Raw genomic sequence first — 19,846 nt, forward strand, 5'->3', positions numbered from 1 at the left:
TCTCCGATAGTCAAATAGTTCATGGCGACGCCTGGAGGTTTTCGAAGATAGCCGCGATACCCTGACCGCCGCCAATGCACATGGTCACCAGCGCGAAACGCCCGTGAACACGCTTCAGTTCGTGGAGAGCCTTGACGGTGATCAATGCGCCGGTTGCGCCGATCGGATGACCCAGTGAAATGCCGGACCCGTTGGGATTCACTTTGTCGGCGTCGAACTGGAGTTCCTGTGCGACGGCGCAGGCTTGTGCGGCGAATGCTTCGTTTGCTTCGATCACGTCGATATCGCGAATTTCCAGACCCGCGCGTTGGAGCGCGATGCGCGTGGCTGGCACGGGACCGATGCCCATGTAGAGCGGATCCACGCCGGCATGAGCGTAGGACACCAGGCGGGCCAGCGGCTTGAGCCCGCGTTGTTCGGCAGCTCCTCGCTCCATCATCAGGACGGCGGCGGCAGCGTCATTGATACCGGATGCGTTACCCGCCGTCACGGTGCCATCGGTCTTCTGGAAAGCGGGTCGCATACCGGAAAGGTCGTCAAGGGAGACGTCCGGACGCACGTGCTCGTCCGTGTCGAACGGCACCTCCTTCCCCTTGACCCGGCGCGTTACCGGAACAATCTGCTCCTTGAAGCGCCCTTCGGCGATCGCGCGCGCTGCACGGCGGTGCGATTCCACAGCCAATGCGTCCTGCTGTTCGCGCGTGATGCCATATTTCTGCGCAACATTCTCTGCCGTGATCCCCATCGGAACAGCATGGAAGGGATCATTAAGCGCGCCGAGCATCATGTCGATCAGACGCGCATCGCCCATCCGCACGCCAAAGCGTGTGTCGGGCGTCATGTAGGGCGCACGGCTCATGTTTTCCGCGCCGCCACCGATGGCAACGTCGGCGTCACCCAGCAGAATTGCTTGCGCGGCCGAGATAATGGCCTGCAATCCGGAGCCGCACAGGCGGTTCACGGTCAGTGCCGGCGCCGCTTCGGAGACACCTCCGTTAATGGCGGCCACGCGTGCCATGTACATGTCTTTGGGTTCAGTTGCGATAACATTGCCAAAGACTACATGTCCTACCTGATCGCCGGCAACATTGGCCCGTGCCAGTACCTCTCGCACTACAAGCGCTGCAAGCTCGGTCGGCGGCACGTCTTTCAGGCTTCCGCCGAACTTTCCAATGGCGGTGCGCACACCGCTCACAATAACGACCTCTCTTTGCACGTTGCACTCCTTGATTTAGATGGTGCACGCAGGCATCGTTTTCGACGCCCCGGGTATCGAATCACATGTTCGGATAGTTCGGACCGCCGCCACCTTCAGGCGTGACCCACACGATGTTCTGCGTCGGGTCCTTGATATCGCAGGTCTTGCAGTGCACGCAGTTCTGCGCGTTGATCACGAGGCGCTCGCTTCCGTCGTCGTTCTTGACGAACTCGTACACCGCTGCCGGGCAATAGCGCGATTCCGGACCGGCATAGGTCTGCCAGTTCACGTTAACTGGCACTGATGGATCTTTCAGCGTCAGGTGAGCCGGCTGGTTTTCCTCGTGATTCGTGTTCGAGATGAACACCGAGGACAACCGGTCGAACGTGAGCTTGCCATCCGGCTTCGGATACGTGATCGGCTTGCACTGCGATGCGGGCTTCAGCATTTCGTGATCCGAATGCTGGTGATGCAGCGTCCACGGCACATTGCCGCCCAGCAGCTTCTGCTCAATGCCGACGATCAGCGTGCCGAGGTACAGGCCCTTGCTCATCCACTGCTTGAAGTTGCGCGCGCGATGCAGTTCGGTGTGCAGCCACGAGGTCCTGAAACTCTCCGGATATGCCGTCAGTTCATCGTTCTGACGCCCAGCCTGCACAGCGTCGAACGCCGCTTCAGCGGCCAGCATGCCGGTCTTGATCGCCGCATGCGAACCCTTGATCCGAGATGCGTTCAGGAAGCCCGCATCGTCGCCGACCAGCGCACCACCCGGAAACACCAGTTTCGGCAGCGACATCAGGCCGCCGGCGGTAATCGCCCGCGCGCCATATGACACGCGCTTGCCACCTTCGAGCACCGCACGAATCGCCGGATGCGTCTTGTAGCGCTGGAATTCCTCGAACGGTGACAGGTACGGGTTCGTGTAGCCGAGGCCCACCACGAAACCCACCACCACCTGGTTGTTATCCATGTGATAGAGGAACGAGCCGCCGTAGGTGTCGTTTTCCAGCGGCCAGCCGGCGGTGTGCATCACCAGACCCGGCTTGTGCTTCGCCGGATCGATTTCCCACAGTTCCTTGATGCCGATCCCGTAGACTTGCGGATCGGCGCCTTCGCGCAGCTTGAATTTGTCGTTCAGCTGGCGGCCGAGGTGCCCACGCGCGCCTTCGCAGAACAGCGTGTACTTCGCGTGCAGTTCCATGCCGAGCTGGAAGTTCTCGGTCGGCTCGCCGTCCTTGCCGATACCGAGATTGCCGGTCGCGACGCCTTTAACCGAACCGTCATCGTTGTAGAGGATTTCAGCCGCCGGAAAGCCCGGGAAAATCTCGACACCCAGCGCTTCAGCCTGCTGACCCAGCCAGCGCGTGACGTTCGCGAGACTGATCACATAGTTGCCGTGATTCTTGAAATTGTCCGGCAGCGCCCAGGTCGGCACGCTCTTCGAACCGGTTTCCGTCAGGAACAGGAATTTGTCCTCGGTCACGTCCACCGTCAGCGGCGCGCCTTTTTCCTTCCAGTCAGGGACCAGCTCGTTCAAAGCGCGCGGATCCATCACCGCGCCCGACAGGATATGCGCCCCGATCTCCGAGCCTTTTTCCAGTACGCACACGCCAAGCTCGACGCCTTTTTCCGCCGCCAGCTGCTTCAGGCGGATCGCCGCGGACAGGCCAGCCGGGCCGCCGCCGACGATCACGACGTCGTATTCCATTGACTCGCGCGGACCGTACTGCTCAATGAGACTTGCGTCTATCACGATGCGATGCCTTTTCTTTAGAACTGGTCTTCACTCAGCGCCAACATGCCTTCGTTGTTCTTCGCGCTGACGATGGATGCCTCAAGCGCGACGGCTTGCGACAGGATGTGATCGGCAAAGAAGTGAGCGGTTGCGATCTTCGAGTCGTAGAACGACTTATCCTCAGCGTGCTTCTCAGCAGCCACCAACAGGGCGCGTGCAAATTGCCAGCCTGCGAGGACGATGCCAGCCAGCTTCAGATAGAGCACGCCGCCAGCAAACACTGCGTTCGGATCGCTTTTGGCGTTGGCTAGCATGAATTCCACTACGCTCGCGAGAGCTTGGCGGCCGGTCGTGAGCCGCTTGTGCAGCGACCGGAATGCAGGGTTGGACGAGAACGCCGCGCAGTCTTGCAGTTCGCCCAGCGTCCGATCAATCTGGGCGAGGATTGCTTTCGCCACCGCGCCGCCGTCACGCAAGGTTTTGCGTCCGATCAGATCGTTCGCCTGAATCGCCGTGGTGCCTTCGTAGATCGTCAGGATGCGGGCGTCGCGATAGTACTGTGCAGCACCAGTCTCTTCAATGAAGCCCATGCCGCCGTGGACCTGCACGCCGAGGCTTGCCACTTCGATTGAGATTTCCGTGCTCCAGCCCTTCACGACCGGCACGAGATATTCATAGATGGCCTGATGCTCTGCCTGCACGGCTTCGTCCGCGTGGCGATGCGCGATGTCGCTATGCGTGGCTGCAACATAGGCGAGCGCACGGGCGCCCTCGGTTAGCGCGCGCATCGTCAACAGCATGCGGCGCACGTCCGGGTGCTGAATGATCGCCACAGACTGCTTGGCTGAGCCATCAACCGGCCGGCTTTGCACGCGATCCTTCGCGTAGGCTACGGCCTTCTGATACGCGCCTTCAGCAACGGCGATGCCTTGCACGCCTACGCCAAAGCGAGCCGCATTCATCATGATGAACATGTATTCGAGGCCGCGATTCTCCTCGCCGATCAGTTGCCCGATTGCGCCGCCATGATCGCCGAACTGTAAAACCGCGGTCGGGCTTGCCTTGATGCCGAGCTTGTGTTCGATCGACACGCAATGCACGTCATTGCGATCGCCCAACGAGCCGTCTTCGTTGACGAGAAACTTGGGTACGGCAAAGAGCGAGATTCCCTTGACGCCCTCAGGCGCATTGGGCGTACGAGCCAGCACGAGATGGACGATGTTTTTCGCCATGTCATGGTCGCCCCACGTGATGAAGATCTTTGTGCCAAACACTCGATACGTCCCGTCGCCTTGAAGCTCGGCGCGCGTGCGTACCAATGCCAGATCCGAGCCGGCTTGGGGTTCGGTCAGATTCATCGTTCCGGTCCATTCGCCAGAGATCAGCTTCGGCACGTAGGCTTGCTTCTGCGCCTCGGTGCCGGCTGTCAAGAGCGCCTCGATCGCGCCGTCGGTCAGCAGCGGGCACAGCGCAAGCGACAGGTTGGCGGCATTCAGCATCTCGATGCACGGAGCCGCAAGCAGTTTCGGCAAGCCTTGGCCACCATATTCGACGGGATGCACGACACCTTGCCAGCCTCCTTCGGCAAACTGGCGGAACGCTTCCTTGAAGCCCGGCGTGGTGTAGACCTCGCCGTCGCGCCAGGAACTCGGATTCTTGTCGCCTTCGATATTCAACGGCGCGATCACGTCCGCGCTGAACTTCGCCGCTTCGTCGAGCACCGCCTGCGCAGTGTCGGCAGTGGCGTCTTCGAAGCCCGGGAGCGTCGATACGCGATCGAGATGGGCAAGTTCATTGATGACAAACAGCATGTCCTTGACGGGCGCCGTATAGCTCATGATGGATTTCCAGAAATGCAATCTAAGAGGGGACGCGGGCAGGGCAGACGAAGTGGCCCGGCGCGGTAACAGTGAGCCGATCGTAGTCCCGATTGGGCACGAATCGACTACCTAAATCGGCCCATCTATTGACAAAGTTGGCCACGACTTGCGAAACGGGCAGAGCGCCGATGGGCGTTTACCCCATTGCGCGGGGCGAGCAAGTCCGGTTGTGGTTCAATGGTTCGGCCGGACGGGGAGGGTCGCGCTCAGGGTTGCCGGCGGTACTCGCCAGGCGTGCTGCCAGTCCAGTGGCGAAAGGCCCGATGAAATGCGGTGGGATCGTCAAAGCCGACATCGCCCGCGATCGCGGCGATCGGGTCATTGGTGCCGGTGAGTCGCTGGATCGCAATATCACGCCGCAACTCGTCCTTCAGCGTCTGGAATGCGGTTTCCTCTGCGGCGAGGCGCCGGCACAAGGTGCGCACCGACCAGTGAAAACTCCGCGCGGCGTCTTCGACGGTCGGCACATCCGGCAAACTGGCTGCGAGGTATTGCCGGATGCGGTGGCTCGTGAGCTGCTCGCTGAAGGAAACAAAAATCCAGTCCTCCGGAGCCCGTGCGAGAAATTTGCGCAAATTCGTCTTGCGCTGGCGGATGGGCATGTCGAAATACGCGGCGCTGAAGCGCATCAGCGTTTGCTGGCAGTCGAAATGGACAGGTCCGGGGAACAGGTACAGATGATCCACCGTGTGCGGCGGACAGGAAAACGCGAACTCGACTTGCAGCAGGGGGATTTTCTGACCGATCAGCCATGACGCCACGCCGTGTGCGAGCTTTAACATGAGCTGCTGCCCGAGCATGCTGACGGTCGACGATGGATCAGGGTGAAGGGCAACGCATGCTATCAGGCCATCTCTGCGCGATTCGAACCTGAAGTCATCGAGGACAATGTGGAAGAACTGCCCGAACCGATGCATGGCAATTTCCAGGTTGGGTGCATCGAGCAGGCTCAGGCAAAGAAACTTCAGGGTGCCGCTGCGCATCGGACGGGCGAAGATGCCCGGCATTTCATCGTCGAATTCAATGGCGAGGGCACGGTATAAAGTCGAAAACTGTTCCTCCGTGACTCGCGCGCCCGGTTCGATCAGCAGCGCCGGCGAGATGCTGGCTTCGTCCAGGTATTTGCCGACCAGACCCGGCCGTGCACCCGCGGCCGCAAGGAAACCGTTGACAAGTGAGATCGGGACGGTGGCGCTGGGTGAATGCATGGGCGTTGACGGGACTCGTTAATGTCGGTTCACCACGTCAGTCATTGTACGGCACCGTTCAGACCAGGTAACAGCCCCACCTATATCTACAGGTCAAAGTCAGTGATGGTCGAATGGGCCGAGGGGGTATGCCAGTCCATCCAGTCGAAGTGTCTGGAGCTTTCAGCCCAGGCCCACGTTGCTTTTGGCATGCGTGTGGCCGGCGTTTCCGCTTGCAGTGCGTTGCTTTCGTGTTCTGTTTTTGCAACGGGGTGGAGACCCGTCGCACTTGAGGTTGCCTTCACTTCGTCCGGCGCGAGATTAGATACGGTTGATTTGCGGTGCATGATAAATAGGAAGGTGAATGATTGAATAGAATCGATCGGGCGGTGGCGCCAGTGTCAGGCCGCAAGTAGGCCGCAAGTAGCGAGAGCAATATCGCCCTGTGCCCGGGGAAAGGTTTCGAAGCATCGCGAAAGTCCACGGAATGGATTCGATTCCGTGGAGCAAATGCGCACGCACGAGTGGCAGGGAATCGGCATGCCGGGGCCGTGCTGCCCGGAGCAAGCCCTATGCCGTGCGAGCTTTCACATAGCGCCCGGGCGCCGGTTCGATCGGCTTATGATGGGCGCTTCCCGGCTTCGTGCGCGCCTTGACCGAATCTCCAGCGTACGGCTTCAGCCACTCGATCCAGTGAGTCCACCAACTACCCGGCCGTGTTTCGGCTGACGCCAGCCACGCATCCGGATCGCTGCTCAAATCGCCACTGGCCCTGAAGCTTCGCTTGTTCTTCGACGCAGGATTGACGACCCCGGCTATGTGGCCGCTCGCGCCGAGAACGAATTGAGTTGGGCCGCCAACCAGTTGTGTGGATCGATACGCCGACCGCCACGGCACGATATGATCTTCCTCGGTTGCCAGTACGTAGGTCGGGGTGTCGATGCGTCCCAGGTCGACTGGCATGCCGCATACCGTCAATCGCCCTGGTTTGCACAGGTTGTTCTCCAGGTACATGTTGCGCAAATACCAGGTGTACATGGGCCCCGGCAGATTCGTGCTATCGGCGTTCCAGTACAGCAGGTCGAACGGCGGCGGCGACTTGCCCTTCAGGTAGTTGTCGATCACATATGGCCAGATCAGATCGTTTGCTCGCAACGTCTGGAACGTGAACCCAAGTTCCTTGCCTGAGTAGATGCCGCCTCGACCGATTGCACTCTCGCGCTGAACGACGCCTGCTTCGTCAATGAAGACGCCCAGCTCGCCAGGTTCTTCGAAATCCAGCATCGTGGTGAGCAACGTGATGCTAGCCATATTGTCGTCGCCCCGTGCCCGGGAAATCGCCGCGGCAGACGACAGAATCGTGCCTCCCACGCACCAGCCGACCGCGTTGACCTGATCGGCACGAGTGATCGCCAGCGCTACGTTGATTGCCGTCAATGCACCCTGTTCGACGTAGTCGTCCCATGTCGTCTGCGCCATCGCGGCATCCGGGTTGCGCCACGACACCATGAACACGGTCATCCCCTGTTCGCAGCCAAAGCGCACAAAGGAATTGTCCGGCTGCAGATCGAGAATGTAATACCTGTTGATGCAGGGCGGCACGATCACCAGTGGGCGTTTGGCTACCCTGTCGGTGAGCGGGGCATACTGGATCAACTGGAATAGATCGTTTTCGAACACGACCGCGCCTTGGGACGCTGCCACGTTGTGCCCGACCTCGTAAGCGGTCTCATCCGTGATCGAAATGTTGCCGCGCTGCAGATCACCAAGCAGGTTCGTGAAGCCGTCACGCAAGCTGTCACCGCTGGATTCGAACGCAAGCCTGAGCGCCTCGGGATTGGTTGCGGCGAAATTGGCTGGGCTCAGCAAGTCGATGAACTGCCGCGTGAAGAATTCGAGCTTCCGTTTGTCCTTTTCACTTAGGACAACCGCATCGACGACGTCTTCAAGCAACCGCGCGTTGAGCAGGTAGTTCTGCTTGAGCAGGCTGTACCAGGCATTCTTGCGCCAGTCTTCGGCGAGAAAGCGGCGGTCACTGCGCTGCGGCGCAATCACGGGCTCGGTTTCCGCGCCCATCGTGCTGGCTAGCGTGCGGGTCCAAACCGACGCCAGCTGCGGCCAGTACGCCGAGTGAGCCTCGAGAAGCGCCGCGGAAACGGCTAGTGCTTCCGGGGGTTCCGCTCTGGTGTGCGTGTCGTATTGCGGAGCGCCATTCGCCTCCAGACCGGTCATTGCGCGCCAGAACCGCTGCCCGGACTTGAGGAATCCCTGTACATATTCAGTGGGTACGTTTAACGACATGATCACACCGCTTCGCTTGATTGACTCATGATTGCAGCCGGTTCGGCACTGGCCGCGCTTTCAACCAGGCGCCGCGCACGGGACGTGGCCAGGACGGTTGCTTCGCCGTCGATCACCACCTTTCCGCCAACCGTACAGACGGTCGACATCACGACACGGCCCTTTTCCGGCTGCAGTTCTTTCACAGCGACCGTTGCATGCACCGTATCGCCGGGCCGGACTGGTGCCTTGAAACGCAGGTTCTGCCCGAGGTACACCGTACCGGGGCCCGGAAGGTGTCCGGCGAGGGTCGCGGAAATCACACTTGCGGTCAGCATCCCATGCGCAATGCGCCCTTTGAACGACGTGGTCCGCGCGAATTCCTCGTTAATGTGTACGGCGTTGTTGTCGCCCGATGCGGCCGCGAAGAACAGGATATCCGTCTCCGTTATGGTCTTCGCAAAGGTGGCGCTCATGCCTGTTTCCAGGTCTTCAATGTCGTAACCGCCGATTTCGTTCATCTGTTGCTCAACTGGTTGTTATTGAATGGACTGACCCTGTACGTTTCCGAAGTGTCGTCGCCTCACAGCGTCAATTTCACGCGGGCCCTGGAATGCGGCAAAGTGAAATTCTGCCGCCGCGCGCGGTACCTGGATGTTTGTCACCTTCAGGATTCAACGGCGCAATCACGAGAAAAGCGATCGAAGAGGGGACACGGGTTGGGCAGAGTTAATGGCCCGGCGCGCTAACCGTTGAGCCGATCTTAGTCCCAATGGGACGCGAACCGACTACCTAAAGCGGCCCATCTATTGACAAAGTCGGCCATGACTTGCGAAGCAGGTGGTTCGCCGATGCGTGTTTGCCCCACTGCAGGGGCAGCGGGTCCGGGTGCCTCAGCGGCGTCGATTCGTACCGGTAACTCACCTGGCTGTTCCGACTTATCCCACTTGTACAGGCCGTCGATGACCACACCGCGCTGTTTCCTTGGAACATGCCATGCGAACTGCAATCACTCACCGGCCTCAAGTCACAACTCTGACCGGAGTCCTTAATTGGCCGCACAAAAACAGCGTAACCTGCCGAACGGGCGACGCATTTGCATCGGAGTACGATCGAGCGCTGCGGTTTTTCCCATCCATTGACCTCGTCCATACCCGCAGACGAACAGCGTATAACGCGAAAGCTTTCCCGAACCGTTTCTTCGATGCGACGCCCGCTCGGACGGAGCATCGCGTGGGCGTATGCAACGCTTACTCAGCTTCGGACGCCGGTTTGGCCTTCTTTTCAGTCTGGGTGTCCGCGTCCTGGGGGGCGGCTTTTTTGGCCTCGCGAGCCTTTTGCTGGGCCTTGCGCTGGGTGTCCTGCATCTGCTTAGTCGCCGCGGCGCCGGTTTGGGCGAATGCCACAGGCGCCGACAGGAATGAAAGTGCCACGTAGAAAACGGATGCAAAAACGGGGCCGCGGCGGCCGTTCATATTGATCTCCAGAAGTCGACCGAGTGTCGATATACAGGCAGAACCGGTATCGCGTGCGTTCACAGATGCTGGTAGTCGGTGACCACCCAATTACGCCATGATCCCTGCGGTACGGCCATCACTGGCCGCCAGTGGGCAATGGAGCCAGGCTCTTCCGCGTGAACTGCGCGATGACATATACACGGACTGTAGACCCTGCGCTGAGTGAGCGCTACATGCAACCCGTAACGGATCAACCCGACAAAGATAATGGGTTTGCCTTCGCGGCCTCGCGAACAATTGATCGCCTGCTTGCTGTCGTTACAACCGATTGCGCTGGCTGGGATCGAATTGCGGATCGGGTGATTGACCGTCACTCGTTCTGCCTGCCAATAGCCTCACGCTCTCATGAAACTGATTTCGCTTATCGTCGAGGTCGTATTCCACGACGCTAGTTGGTAACTCACCAAGGGCATACTGTTACGAAGGTTGGTGGCACTGCGACCGTGGCTACGTTGTCGGCATTGCTGCTGATACTCGCTCGCACTACGTCCAGCAACTCGCATATCTTCGCGCGAAGACGAGACACTTCGGTCACACGCAGCCACACCTATGCGTTTGTTCGACGCCTTATTGGTGAGAGTGTGGCTCAGGATTCTGCTGAGGGAGTGGAACATTCATCCCGGGCGACTCGGGACGTGGCTGCGGGGCCGTGGTCCTGTCTTCCCCGGAGCCGGAAGCAGAGGCTGGCGCCATCGCTGCAGGCGGGTTCGGCGCTACGGCAGCGCTAACAAGGAATCCAGCCGATGTAAGGAAGATTGCCGCTAATAACAAAAATTCCATGGTATTTGCCTCGCCAGTGTTAGTGACCCGTGCCGATGCGCGGGCCGGCATCCGCGCAACGCACTTGGTCATCTACACTCTCCTGCGACATGGCAGGTGCCAGCAATTACGCGGTACCGGTAACCTATCTCTGCCCCTTGCCGTTCAAATGACGTATGTCAAATTGTCCGTTCAACGAGACGCCCCGAGACAAAAAAGCGCTGAGCGTGCAATCCGGTAGCCAGTTCGACCGGACGATAGTTGTGCCGCAGAGGCTTCCGAGCCGAGTGCGGGTCTGGCCGTAGAAAGCCGACCTGGATTCCCAACCGCGGCCGCGACACGCTTCTTGTCACTTTAAGCGTGAGTCGGTCCGGGCAGTTGGGCCGACCCGTGCGATGTTCGTCCTGATGCCGGGCGGCCCATCATTCCGAGAAAGGTAGACCGGCGCCTCATGCCTTGCGTGCACGAAGATATCTGAAGAACTCTACGCCTTCCTGCAGGCGCCGTTTCATCATCTCCCAACTCACCAGCATCTCGCGGACGATTTCCCAGATCTTTGCTGGTCTGAAATAAAAGCGTTTATAGAACTCCTCAACGCCAACGTAGATCTCTTCGCGCGACAGATGCGGATAGCCAATCGTGGAAGCCTGGGTGCCTGCCGAATTGACGAGGGCGATGACCTTCCCTTCATTCAACCATCCGTTCTCCACCGCTTGCTTGTGAAGGACGGTTCCCGGATAGGGCGCGGCGAGCGACACCTGAATCGTGTGGGGATTGATCTCTTTCGCGTACTTGATCGTCTTCTGGATCGTTTCGTGCGTCTCGCCGGGAAGCCCAAGAATGAACGTGCCGTGGATCTTGATGCCGAGCTTGTGGCAATCGTCGCTGAACTGGCGGGCCATATCGGTCCGCAGGCCCTTTTTGACGTTCACGAGAATCTGATCGTCGCCGGATTCGTACCCGACGAGCAAGAGCCGCAGCCCATTTTCTTTCATCACTTTGAGCGTTGAATAGGGCACGTTCGCCTTGGCGTTGCACGACCACGTCACGCCTAACCTGCCGAGACCGCGAGCGATCTCTTCGGCTCTCGGTCGGAGATCCGTAAAGGTATCGTCGTCGAACATGATCTCCTTGATTTCGGGCATGTTGTCCCTGATCCATTTCACTTCTTCGAGGACGTTCTCGACCGAGCGCGTGCGGTAGCGATGACCCCCAACCGTATGCGGCCAGAGGCAAAAGGTGCATCTGGATTTGCAGCCTCGCCCCGTGTAGAGCGACAGATACGGATGCTTGAGATAGCCGCTGAAGTAATTCTCCGGCGTCAGGTCGCGCTTATAGATCGGCGAGACGAACGGTAACTGGTCCATGTCTTCGAGAATCGGTCGGGCGTCGTTGTGCATGATCCCGCCATCCGGCAGACGATAGCTCAGTCCGAGAATCGATTTGAACGGGAGGCCCTGTGCGATCTCGCGACAAGTGAAGTCGAATTCTTCGCGGCACACGAAGTCGAGTGCGTCGCTCGCAGTCAGCGAGCCGTGAGGATCGACGGCGACTTTTGCACCGATCATCCCGATCAGGATCCGGGGCTTGCGCCGCTTCAGGTGCTCTGCAAATTGAACATCACTCTGGAACGATGGAGAACTTGTGTGAATGATTACCAGTTCGTATTTCTGAGCAATGTCGAGTGTCGTATCCAGCGACAGGTCATCTGCGGGCGCATCCACGACGCGGCTATCTTCAATCAGCGCGGCGGGCTGGACGAGCCACGTTGGATACCAGAATGATCGAATCTCGCGCTTCGTTTGGAAGCGTGAGCCCGCTCCGCCATCGAAGCCTTCAAATGAAGGTGCCTGCAGAAACAGCGTTTTCATGAATACCCTCGAAGAGAATAGTCCGCGTGGCCGGGATTAGTCACCCACTTGGACTCGCCAGGCATCGGCGATGTTCGCGAAGTGTTTCGAAGCCTTCAAAAAGATAACAAATGACCAGGTAGTTGCTTTGGAAGCCGTCATCTCCTGTGCGCCCACGGAAATGGGCTTGCAGGGATTCGCCGCATCATCACATTTTCAGAGCCGCACAACAGTTGACGTGAAGTGGTGAGGCAGCGGCTATCGCCGGGGAGCAGGAGGCGAATCAAGAATACTACGACTTGGCGCCTCGGCATGACGAAAAATCGATCTTTTAACCTGTCGATAGTTACAGTGCGATTACGTTGAAGGTGGAAGGTCGCATAAACCCGGTGTCGATGCTCAGCTAGCGAAACGCACACTTACAAGGCCACGTCCGCGGCGATCTTACGCCGTGTTTACCGTCATTGGCGACTCATCCTGTACTAGACTATTTCTGCGCCGCCCGAGACATCACCTCGGACATCAAGCGGTGTCCGGTGCTGCGTGCAGCACCGGGCCGTCGTCGAATCCCCTACGGACCGGCCAGCGGCAATAGCGGCACGGATCTGCGCGATCACAGCGCTTGCTGCTCCAGAGCGGGAGACGAACCATGACGCAAGAACGAGTCAATACAGACGGTGTTCCTGTTGGCAACGGCGAGCGCATCAGCCCGGTCGAATTTTTACTGATGGCAGGCTTTCTTACGTATCGGGCTCCGCTGGCGCCGATCGCTGCCCGAGTTGCGGCCCGACGCGTTCTCGATGCCATACTCGGTGCTGCGGCAGCTCACGGGTTCGCAGATTCGGACGCTCTCGAGACGATGATGGCGTGCGCCGAAAAGTCTTCGCGCATGCGCAGCCTTGCGGAGCAGGCCACCGCCGCAGTCGGGGATACAGTCGCTTACCTGCACGTGATTCGCTGTGCCGGCGTAACGCTGGAGGTGGACCCGTAAACGCACGCTTCGACGAACGTCGACGCGTCAAGGCGTTTCTTCCTTTTGGGGGCTTGCCGTTCGTACGTCTTGCCGCACACCGCGAGCAGCAACGCGTATGCAACAGACCAGAAGTATGGAAGCAGAATCATCGAGGTCGCTGGATAGATCAGCGACAGCCAGGTCCGCCAAGTTTCATCTTGATGCGGTTCACATAGGTGGGGCGATCTGTTAACCGTTCCAACCTATCGAAGGCCATCTTGCGAGTGACGGTTTCAGGAAGCTTGTCCAGAATCGGCTCGATGGGGATGCCGAGCGCGTATCGGGTATTTGCCTGCACTGCGGGACTGGTGTTGCGCTCGACGTGTCCGGCCAGATAGTCGGTGACGAGGCGCCGGACGGTATATGCACCAACACCATGTTTGGTGTCCGATGCGGCCGCGTGCGCTCTGTCACGACGTCGGTCGAGGGCGGGATCATCGCCAGTGTCACGGATATTTCATTTTGCGTTCCGCTCGACGACCGCCGCGGCGATCTGCGTATTTCGATGTATTTCTGCGGTGGCAGCCTCAATTCGGTTTAACAATCTTTAAACGATTTATTTTGAGACTGTTTCTATACTGACTCGCAAATTGTCAAATCGCCGTAACCTCAATGCCGGGCGCGGCCTGAAAAGACAACGGCAAACGGGGCCAATTACCGTGCGAGCGAGACCAGCCGACCCGAACTACGATCCTTGCGGTCGATACCAATAAATAGCGTCGCATAGCCGGACCGGATAGCGGCTTAATCGCATCCGGAAAACAGCGGCCGTTTTTCGATTATGATGAACCGCCCCCTTCGATACCCGGCGCGATAAAGCCAATCACGCGTCCCAATATCGAGACTGCGGCGGCAGGACCGGACCGGACAGGGCGTAAGGCAAAGGACCACTAGTCGAAAAATGTGCAGCCGAAGATGAAATTGGAAGCCGGATCGTCGGTGCTTTACGCCGTCATCCCGGTCATCTGCCGGTTAGCCGGCCACCAGTTACGAAGGATGTCGCGTTGCGGGGTGTTATGAGAATTGCTGTCCTGGATGACGATTCGGCTCAGGCCGACCTGGTTTGCCAAACGCTGTCGGCGGCGGGCCATATCTGTCACGCATACGGTGCGGGCCGCGAACTGGTGCGGCAGTTGCGGCGCCAGACGTTCGATCTGCTGGTGCTCGACTGGAACGTGCCCGACATGTCGGGCGAGGAGGTGCTGCGCTGGGTGCGCGAAAGCCTCTCCGAGCGCCTGCCGGTGCTGTTCATGACGAGCCGCGGCCGCGAAACCGACATCACGTCGATTCTCAACACAGGCGCGGACGACTATGTCGTCAAACCGGTGTCCGCCGCGGTCTTGCTGGCGCGCGTCGGCTCACTCCTGCGCCGCGCTTACCACCTCAAGCCGCCCGCGGCGAAGGAAGTCTTCGGCGAATTCGAATTCGATCTGGGCGCCAAGCACGTGGTGGTGCGCGGCACGGCAGTGGCCGTCACGCAGAAGGAATTCGAGCTCGCGCTCCTGCTGTTCCAACATCTGAGCCGGCCGCTGTCGCGCGCGCACATTCTCGATGTGATCTGGAAGCAGGCAACCGACATTCCGTCGCGCACCATGGACACCCACGTGTCGATGCTGCGTAGCAAGCTCGGTCTGCGCCCGGAGCACGGCTACCGTCTGACGCCGATTTACGGTTATGGCTACCGGCTCGAGCGGGTCGATTCCGCCGCGCCGCCGGCAGCAGCCGACGAACGCCCCGAAGCGGGGGAGGCGTGACGTTTTCCGTCGATGGAGCAGCGCGCGGCGGCGCGGTTTCGCCGAGCCGCCGCAGCAGTGCATGGCTGGCGGCCGTTGGCCTGCTCGCGATGACCTGTTTCGCGCCGGTGTCGGCGTCCGCGCAATCGTCGCGCGCACCGAAGCGTGCAAAAGCCGCTGCGCCGGAATACGTCTCGTATCTGACCCACGAAGGCGACACGCTGTACGACATCGCCGGCCGCTATATGCGCGATCCGAATGATTGGGCCGTGCTGAGCCGCCTGAATCATGTGCCCGCGCCACGCCGCATGCCGGCCGGCATCGCTTTGCTTCTGCCCGCCGGCAAGCTCAAACAGGAACAGGAGTCGGCCCGCGTGATCGCGACCAGCGGACCGGCCGAGCACGCGTTCGGCAAGAACCCCTACGTGCCGCTCGCGGAAGGCACGACCCTCGGCGAAGGCGACCGCGTCCGCACCGGGGACAACGGCTTTGTGACGCTGGAGTTGCCGGACGGCTCGCACGTCACGGTGGGGCAGAACGGCCTGCTGGATATCGGCACGCTGCGGCGCACCACACTGACCGGCGCCGGCGATCGCATGCTTGAACTGCACAGCGGCGAAGTCGAAAGCCAGGTAACGCACGCGACGAAAAAGGACGACCGTTTTCAGATCCGCTCACCGTCGGTCGTGGCGGGTGTGCGCGGTACGCGGTTCAAGGTCGCTTACGACGGCGACGCGCGAACCACCGCGGTCGAAGTGCTGGATGGCGCAGTCGGCGTCGACCCGGCGGCGCTCGGCGGCCGTGCTTCGGCGCCGCTGCCCGGCGTGCCGCTGCAGAGCTCCGCGCAGCTCGTGAAGGCGCGCTTCGGCATTGTGACTCGCTCGGGCGATGCGATCGGCGAACCTGTCGAGTTGCTGCCCGCGCCGGCGCTTACGCAGCCGGCCAAAGTGCAGGACGGCAAGACCGTCGCATTCGATCTCGTGCCGGCCGACCGTGCCGTGGCCTATCGCGTGCAAATCGCACGCGACGCCGACCAGCTCGACCTGATCCGCGATCAGCGCGTGAGCGAGCCGCATGCGGATTTCGGCGACCTGGCCGACGGCACCTATTTCGTACGCATCGCCGCGCTCGACTCCAACGGCCTCGAAGGCCTGCCGCAGGTGTACACGTTCGAACGCCGCCAGCTCGGGCTAGCCGCGTCGGCGACGCAGCGGGCCGGCAGCCGCGACTATGAATTCCGCTGGTTCGTCAGCCGCGCCACGGTCGAAACACGCTTTCGTTTCGTGCTGGCGACCACGGCCGATCTGCGCCATCCGCTTGTGGACCGCACCGATCTGTCGGGCGGCCAACTGCTCGTAAGCGATCTGCCGGCCGGCGTCTATTACTGGACGATTGTCGCGGAGCAGTTCGAGAACGGCCGCTTCTACGAAAAGAGCAGCGCGGTGCGCTCGTTTACGCTTGCGCGCTGACGCTGGTAGATTCACGGGGCTGAGCCATGCATCAGCCCGCTTCCTGGCTTCGAACCAAGCAACCCTTTGCCGACCACACCTACGCGCCTGAGCCTCGATCCGCGCGCCCGTCTCGGACGGCGCGCCGGCCGCCGCTTTCTGATTGAATGGGCGGGCATCGGCTGCCTGGGCATCGTGGTGATTCTGCTCAGTTCGCTTGGCCGTCTGAGCGCGAGTGTCGATCAACTGGTCTACGACCGCTTTCTGAGCCTGCATGCGCAACCTTTGCTGCGCGATATCGTGGTGGTCGAAATCGACAACGCGAGCATCGCGCAACTCGGGCGCTGGCCGTGGCCGCGCAGTGTCCACGCGAAGCTGCTTGAACGGATCGCCAGCGCGAAGCCCGCCGCGGTGATCTACGACGTGCTGTTCACCGAGGCCAATCCGCAAGACGCCGAACTGGCCCGCGCCATCGCGCTGAGTCCGACCTATCTGCCGGTATTGCTCACCGCAGCCGATGACGGCGGCCGCCGCGTCGTGGTCGAGCCGGTGGCGCCGCTCGCGCATGCGGCGGCGGGGCTCGGCCATATCAATCTCGAAGTCGACAGCGACGGCATCGTGCGCAGCGTCGCGCGGTACGAGGGCGACGCCGATTCACGCTGGCCGCAATTGATGGTGCCGGTCGCCCAGGCGGCGGAGCTTGGCTCGCTCCATCTGAACGGCTGGCAGCGCAGCCATGCTTTGGCCGCATCTGCATCCGCATCAGCATCAGCAGCCGCGGCCGCAGCCGCAGCCGCCGACGGCGGCGAAGGCCGCTTCCTGATCCCCTTCGGTCCGAACGCGCAGAACTACACCAAGCTGAGCTTCGCGCGCGTGCTCGCCGGCGACGTGACACCGGACCAGTTGCGCGGCCGCATCGTGTTGATCGGCGTGACCGCGTCGGGCTTGTACGACCGCTTCGCGACACCGGTGTCCGGCAAACTGGGCCCGCTGCCCGGCGTGTATATCCACGCGAACGTGCTCGATACGCTGCTCACCGGCCGCGGAATCGAGCCGGTCTATCCGTGGATGCTGTTCGCGGCGTCGCTCGCGCCGCTTGCCGCGCTGCTGGCCGGATTTCTGGTGCTGTCGCCGCGCCGTTCGTTGCTGCTGACCGGCGCACTGTGTCTGCTCGCGGCGGCCGGCAGCGCGGCCTTGCTGTACGGCGCGCGGCTGTGGATGTCGCCGGTGCCGGCGATTCTGGGTGTCGTGACCGTCTATCCGATCTGGAACTGGCGGCGCCTCGAAATGACGATGGCGTATCTGCGCGGAGAACTGCAGCGCCTCGCCGACGAACCCCATCTGCTGCCGGAAACGCCGCAGCGCCGCCGCGAGTTCGGCGGCGACGTGCTGGAGCAGCACATGGCGCTGATGGCGCAGGCCGCGCAGCGCGTGCAGGACATGAAGCGTTTTGTGTGGGACAGCCTCGACAGCATGCCCGAGCCGATCCTCGTGAGCGACGTGCGCAGCGTCGTGCTGATCGCGAATCATGCCGCCAAGGCGCATTTCGCGCGGCTCGGCGCGCCGCTGCCCGAAGGCCGTTCGATGCAAGCCGTGCTGGGCGGCCTGACGCTCGTGAAGACGATCGACGGCGACGCGGCGTCGGATGCCGAAAACAATCTGTTCGCCCGCACGCACTGGCCGGCGCCGCTCGATCCGGCGCGCCACGAATTCGCCGCGCTGATGGCGCACGGCGTCGAGGTGCGCGATGCCCACGAGCGCGACCACTTGCTGCGCTACGCGAACTGCACCAACGAGCAGGGCGAGACCACCGGCTGGATCGCGGGCCTTGTCGACGTGTCGGCCTTGCATGCGGCCGAGCGTCAGCGGGAAGACGCGCTGCGGCTTCTGTCGCACGACATGCGCTCGCCGCAGGCGTCGATTCTGGCGCTGGTGGAGATCGAGCGCGCCCGCAGCGAGCCGGGGCTCGCGCGCGCCTTGCTGGAGCGCATCGAACGCTACGCGCAGCGCACGCTCACGCTGGCCGACGATTTCGTGCAACTGGCGCGCGCCGAATCGCAAACCTATGTGCTCGAACCGGTGAGCCTGACCGAGTTGCTGATCGACGCCAGCGACGAAGTCTGGCCGCAGGCGCACGCCAAGCGCATCACGCTGCACACGGAGACTGACGCCGCCGACGACGGCCACTGGATCTGCGCCGACCGTTCGTTGATGACCCGCGCGCTCGTCAACATTCTGAACAACGCGGTCAAGTACAGTCCGCCGGATACGCGGATCGTGTGCAGCCTCGCGAGCCTGACGCCGAAGGGCGTGCCGGGCGCGGCCAGGCGCGTGTCGTGCACGATTAGCGATCAGGGCTACGGCATACCCAAAGAGGAGCAGGCGGGACTGTTCGAGCGCTTCCGGCGGTTTCACGAAAGCGAGCGGCCGGAAGTGGGCGGCGCGGGGCTCGGCATGGCCTTCGTCAAGACGGTCGTCACGCGCCACGGCGGCGATGTCGAAGTGGCCAGCGAGCCCGGCCAGGGCACGGCATTTACGATCTGCTTACCGGTGCTCGAAGACGCGCAATCGGGCGCCTCGCTCGCGCCACGAACATGACATATGAATACGCACCCTATCGAAGCGAGAAGATGGTGAAAGCAATCCTGATCTGTGCCGCGCTGGCCGCGGCGAGTCTCACCGGTTGCACGGGCCTGAGCGCCGACGTGCATACCGCCGACGCCGCGAACGCGACCGCAGCGCTGCAAGGCGAGCGGACTTACACGATGGCGCGCATGCCGTCGCAGGAAGCCAGCGCGGACCATCCGCAATTCGAAAGCCTGTTGGTGGACGAGTTGACGAAACAGGGCTTCGTCGAAACGACGGGGCAGTCCGGGCGTTATCTGCTTTCAGTGGCCTACGACACGCGCCGGGCGACGATCGGCGTCGGTGACAATGGCTGCACGTCGGGCGACTGTGTTCGACCGCCCGAAACACCATTCTCGCTGTTCGGCGGCCCTGCGTATCAGCATGCGCTGACGCTGCGGTTTTTCGAGCGTGCGAGCGGACAGGAGGTCTACAAAGTCAGCGCGGTGAGCCGCGACCGCGATGCGGATCCGTTGCATGCCATGCCGACGCTCGTCAAAAGCGCGCTGGCCAGGTTGCCCTTCGATGCGCCGCCAGATTGGCGCGTGAAACTGCGCGCCGACGAGGCGAGCGGCGTGCCGAAAGTCATGTCGGTGAAACCGCTTCAGCCGTAACGCGCGTC

Annotated in this window: 14 protein-coding genes; 6 read left to right on the top strand and 8 right to left on the bottom strand. The window is 61.3% G+C overall.

All coding sequences use genetic code 11. The features are described from left to right. Positions 1 to 19 precede the first annotated feature (19 nt). The 8 genes from bktB to hpnJ all read right to left on the bottom strand — a co-directional run bounded on the left by bktB (position 20) and on the right by hpnJ (position 12,427). The gene (gene bktB, locus B0G74_RS22100) at positions 20 to 1,216 is read right to left on the bottom strand and encodes a beta-ketothiolase BktB (protein WP_132377033.1); all 1,197 of its coding nucleotides are present in this window, start codon (positions 1,214 to 1,216) and stop codon (positions 20 to 22) included. 61 nt (positions 1,217 to 1,277) lie between these two features. Next, positions 1,278 to 2,951 carry an electron transfer flavoprotein-ubiquinone oxidoreductase gene (locus B0G74_RS22105; protein WP_132377034.1) on the bottom strand — a complete coding sequence of 558 codons (1,674 nt, stop codon included), beginning with the start codon at positions 2,949 to 2,951 and terminating at the stop codon, positions 1,278 to 1,280. Between the two features lie 17 nt (positions 2,952 to 2,968). Then, positions 2,969 to 4,771, bottom strand: coding sequence for an acyl-CoA dehydrogenase (locus B0G74_RS22110; protein WP_132377035.1), 1,803 nt, complete (start codon positions 4,769 to 4,771; stop codon positions 2,969 to 2,971). Between the two features lie 248 nt (positions 4,772 to 5,019). Then, complete coding sequence (locus B0G74_RS22115) at positions 5,020 to 6,021, bottom strand: AraC family transcriptional regulator (RefSeq protein WP_132377036.1); 1,002 nt, start codon at positions 6,019 to 6,021, stop codon at positions 5,020 to 5,022. A 549-nt stretch (positions 6,022 to 6,570) separates the two neighbouring features. Further along, positions 6,571 to 8,301 carry a class I poly(R)-hydroxyalkanoic acid synthase gene (gene phaC / locus B0G74_RS22120; protein ID WP_132377037.1) on the bottom strand — a complete coding sequence of 577 codons (1,731 nt, stop codon included), beginning with the start codon at positions 8,299 to 8,301 and terminating at the stop codon, positions 6,571 to 6,573. Between the two features lie 2 nt (positions 8,302 to 8,303). After that, complete coding sequence (locus B0G74_RS22125) at positions 8,304 to 8,801, bottom strand: MaoC family dehydratase (protein WP_132377038.1); 498 nt, start codon at positions 8,799 to 8,801, stop codon at positions 8,304 to 8,306. 729 nt (positions 8,802 to 9,530) lie between these two features. After that, the gene (locus B0G74_RS22130) at positions 9,531 to 9,755 is read right to left on the bottom strand and encodes a hypothetical protein (protein ID WP_132377039.1); all 225 of its coding nucleotides are present in this window, start codon (positions 9,753 to 9,755) and stop codon (positions 9,531 to 9,533) included. Between the two features lie 1,250 nt (positions 9,756 to 11,005). Next, complete coding sequence (gene hpnJ, locus B0G74_RS22135) at positions 11,006 to 12,427, bottom strand: hopanoid biosynthesis associated radical SAM protein HpnJ (RefSeq protein ID WP_132377040.1); 1,422 nt, start codon at positions 12,425 to 12,427, stop codon at positions 11,006 to 11,008. 628 nt (positions 12,428 to 13,055) lie between these two features. On the opposite strand from hpnJ, the gene B0G74_RS22140 reads away from it, so the two are divergent. The 6 genes from B0G74_RS22140 (at position 13,056) to B0G74_RS22170 (ending at position 19,838) form a co-directional block, all read left to right on the top strand. Further along, positions 13,056 to 13,397, top strand: coding sequence for a hypothetical protein (locus B0G74_RS22140; RefSeq protein ID WP_132377041.1), 342 nt, complete (start codon positions 13,056 to 13,058; stop codon positions 13,395 to 13,397). A gap of 343 nt (positions 13,398 to 13,740) precedes the next feature. Next, entirely contained in the window at positions 13,741 to 13,959 is a 219-nt protein-coding gene (locus tag B0G74_RS22150; protein WP_132377042.1) for a hypothetical protein, read from the top strand. A gap of 475 nt (positions 13,960 to 14,434) precedes the next feature. Beyond that, the gene (locus B0G74_RS22155; RefSeq protein WP_132377043.1) at positions 14,435 to 15,172 is read left to right on the top strand and encodes a response regulator transcription factor; all 738 of its coding nucleotides are present in this window, start codon (positions 14,435 to 14,437) and stop codon (positions 15,170 to 15,172) included. Continuing rightward, positions 15,169 to 16,620: a FecR domain-containing protein gene (locus B0G74_RS22160; protein WP_132377044.1), complete on the top strand. Its 1,452-nt coding sequence runs from the start codon at positions 15,169 to 15,171 to the stop codon at positions 16,618 to 16,620. The genes B0G74_RS22155 and B0G74_RS22160 overlap by 4 nt, the downstream gene beginning before the upstream one ends. Before the next feature lie 66 nt (positions 16,621 to 16,686). Beyond that, complete coding sequence (locus B0G74_RS22165) at positions 16,687 to 19,197, top strand: CHASE2 domain-containing protein (RefSeq protein WP_132377045.1); 2,511 nt, start codon at positions 16,687 to 16,689, stop codon at positions 19,195 to 19,197. Further along, entirely contained in the window at positions 19,194 to 19,838 is a 645-nt protein-coding gene (locus tag B0G74_RS22170) for a DUF4136 domain-containing protein (RefSeq protein ID WP_132377046.1), read from the top strand. Before B0G74_RS22165 ends, B0G74_RS22170 begins: the two co-directional genes overlap by 4 nt. Positions 19,839 to 19,846: the final 8 nt, after the last annotated feature.

The sequence above is a fragment of the Paraburkholderia sp. BL9I2N2 genome, from assembly GCF_004339745.1.
In the GTDB taxonomy this organism is placed as follows: domain Bacteria; phylum Pseudomonadota; class Gammaproteobacteria; order Burkholderiales; family Burkholderiaceae; genus Paraburkholderia.

Excerpts from the sequence above, each read along its gene's own strand:
- B0G74_RS22110 (WP_132377035.1), bottom strand. The coding sequence starts at position 4,771 with ATGAGCTATACGGCGCCCGTCAAGGACATGCTGTTTGTCATCAATGAA.
- B0G74_RS22115 (WP_132377036.1), bottom strand. The coding sequence starts at position 6,021 with ATGCATTCACCCAGCGCCACCGTCCCGATCTCACTTGTCAACGGTTTC.
- phaC (WP_132377037.1), bottom strand. The coding sequence starts at position 8,301 with ATGTCGTTAAACGTACCCACTGAATATGTACAGGGATTCCTCAAGTCC.
- B0G74_RS22125 (WP_132377038.1), bottom strand. The coding sequence starts at position 8,801 with ATGAACGAAATCGGCGGTTACGACATTGAAGACCTGGAAACAGGCATG.
- B0G74_RS22130 (WP_132377039.1), bottom strand. The coding sequence starts at position 9,755 with ATGAACGGCCGCCGCGGCCCCGTTTTTGCATCCGTTTTCTACGTGGCA.
- hpnJ (WP_132377040.1), bottom strand. The coding sequence starts at position 12,427 with ATGAAAACGCTGTTTCTGCAGGCACCTTCATTTGAAGGCTTCGATGGC.
- B0G74_RS22140 (WP_132377041.1), top strand. The coding sequence starts at position 13,056 with ATGACGCAAGAACGAGTCAATACAGACGGTGTTCCTGTTGGCAACGGC.
- B0G74_RS22155 (WP_132377043.1), top strand. The coding sequence starts at position 14,435 with ATGAGAATTGCTGTCCTGGATGACGATTCGGCTCAGGCCGACCTGGTT.
- B0G74_RS22170 (WP_132377046.1), top strand. The coding sequence starts at position 19,194 with ATGACATATGAATACGCACCCTATCGAAGCGAGAAGATGGTGAAAGCA.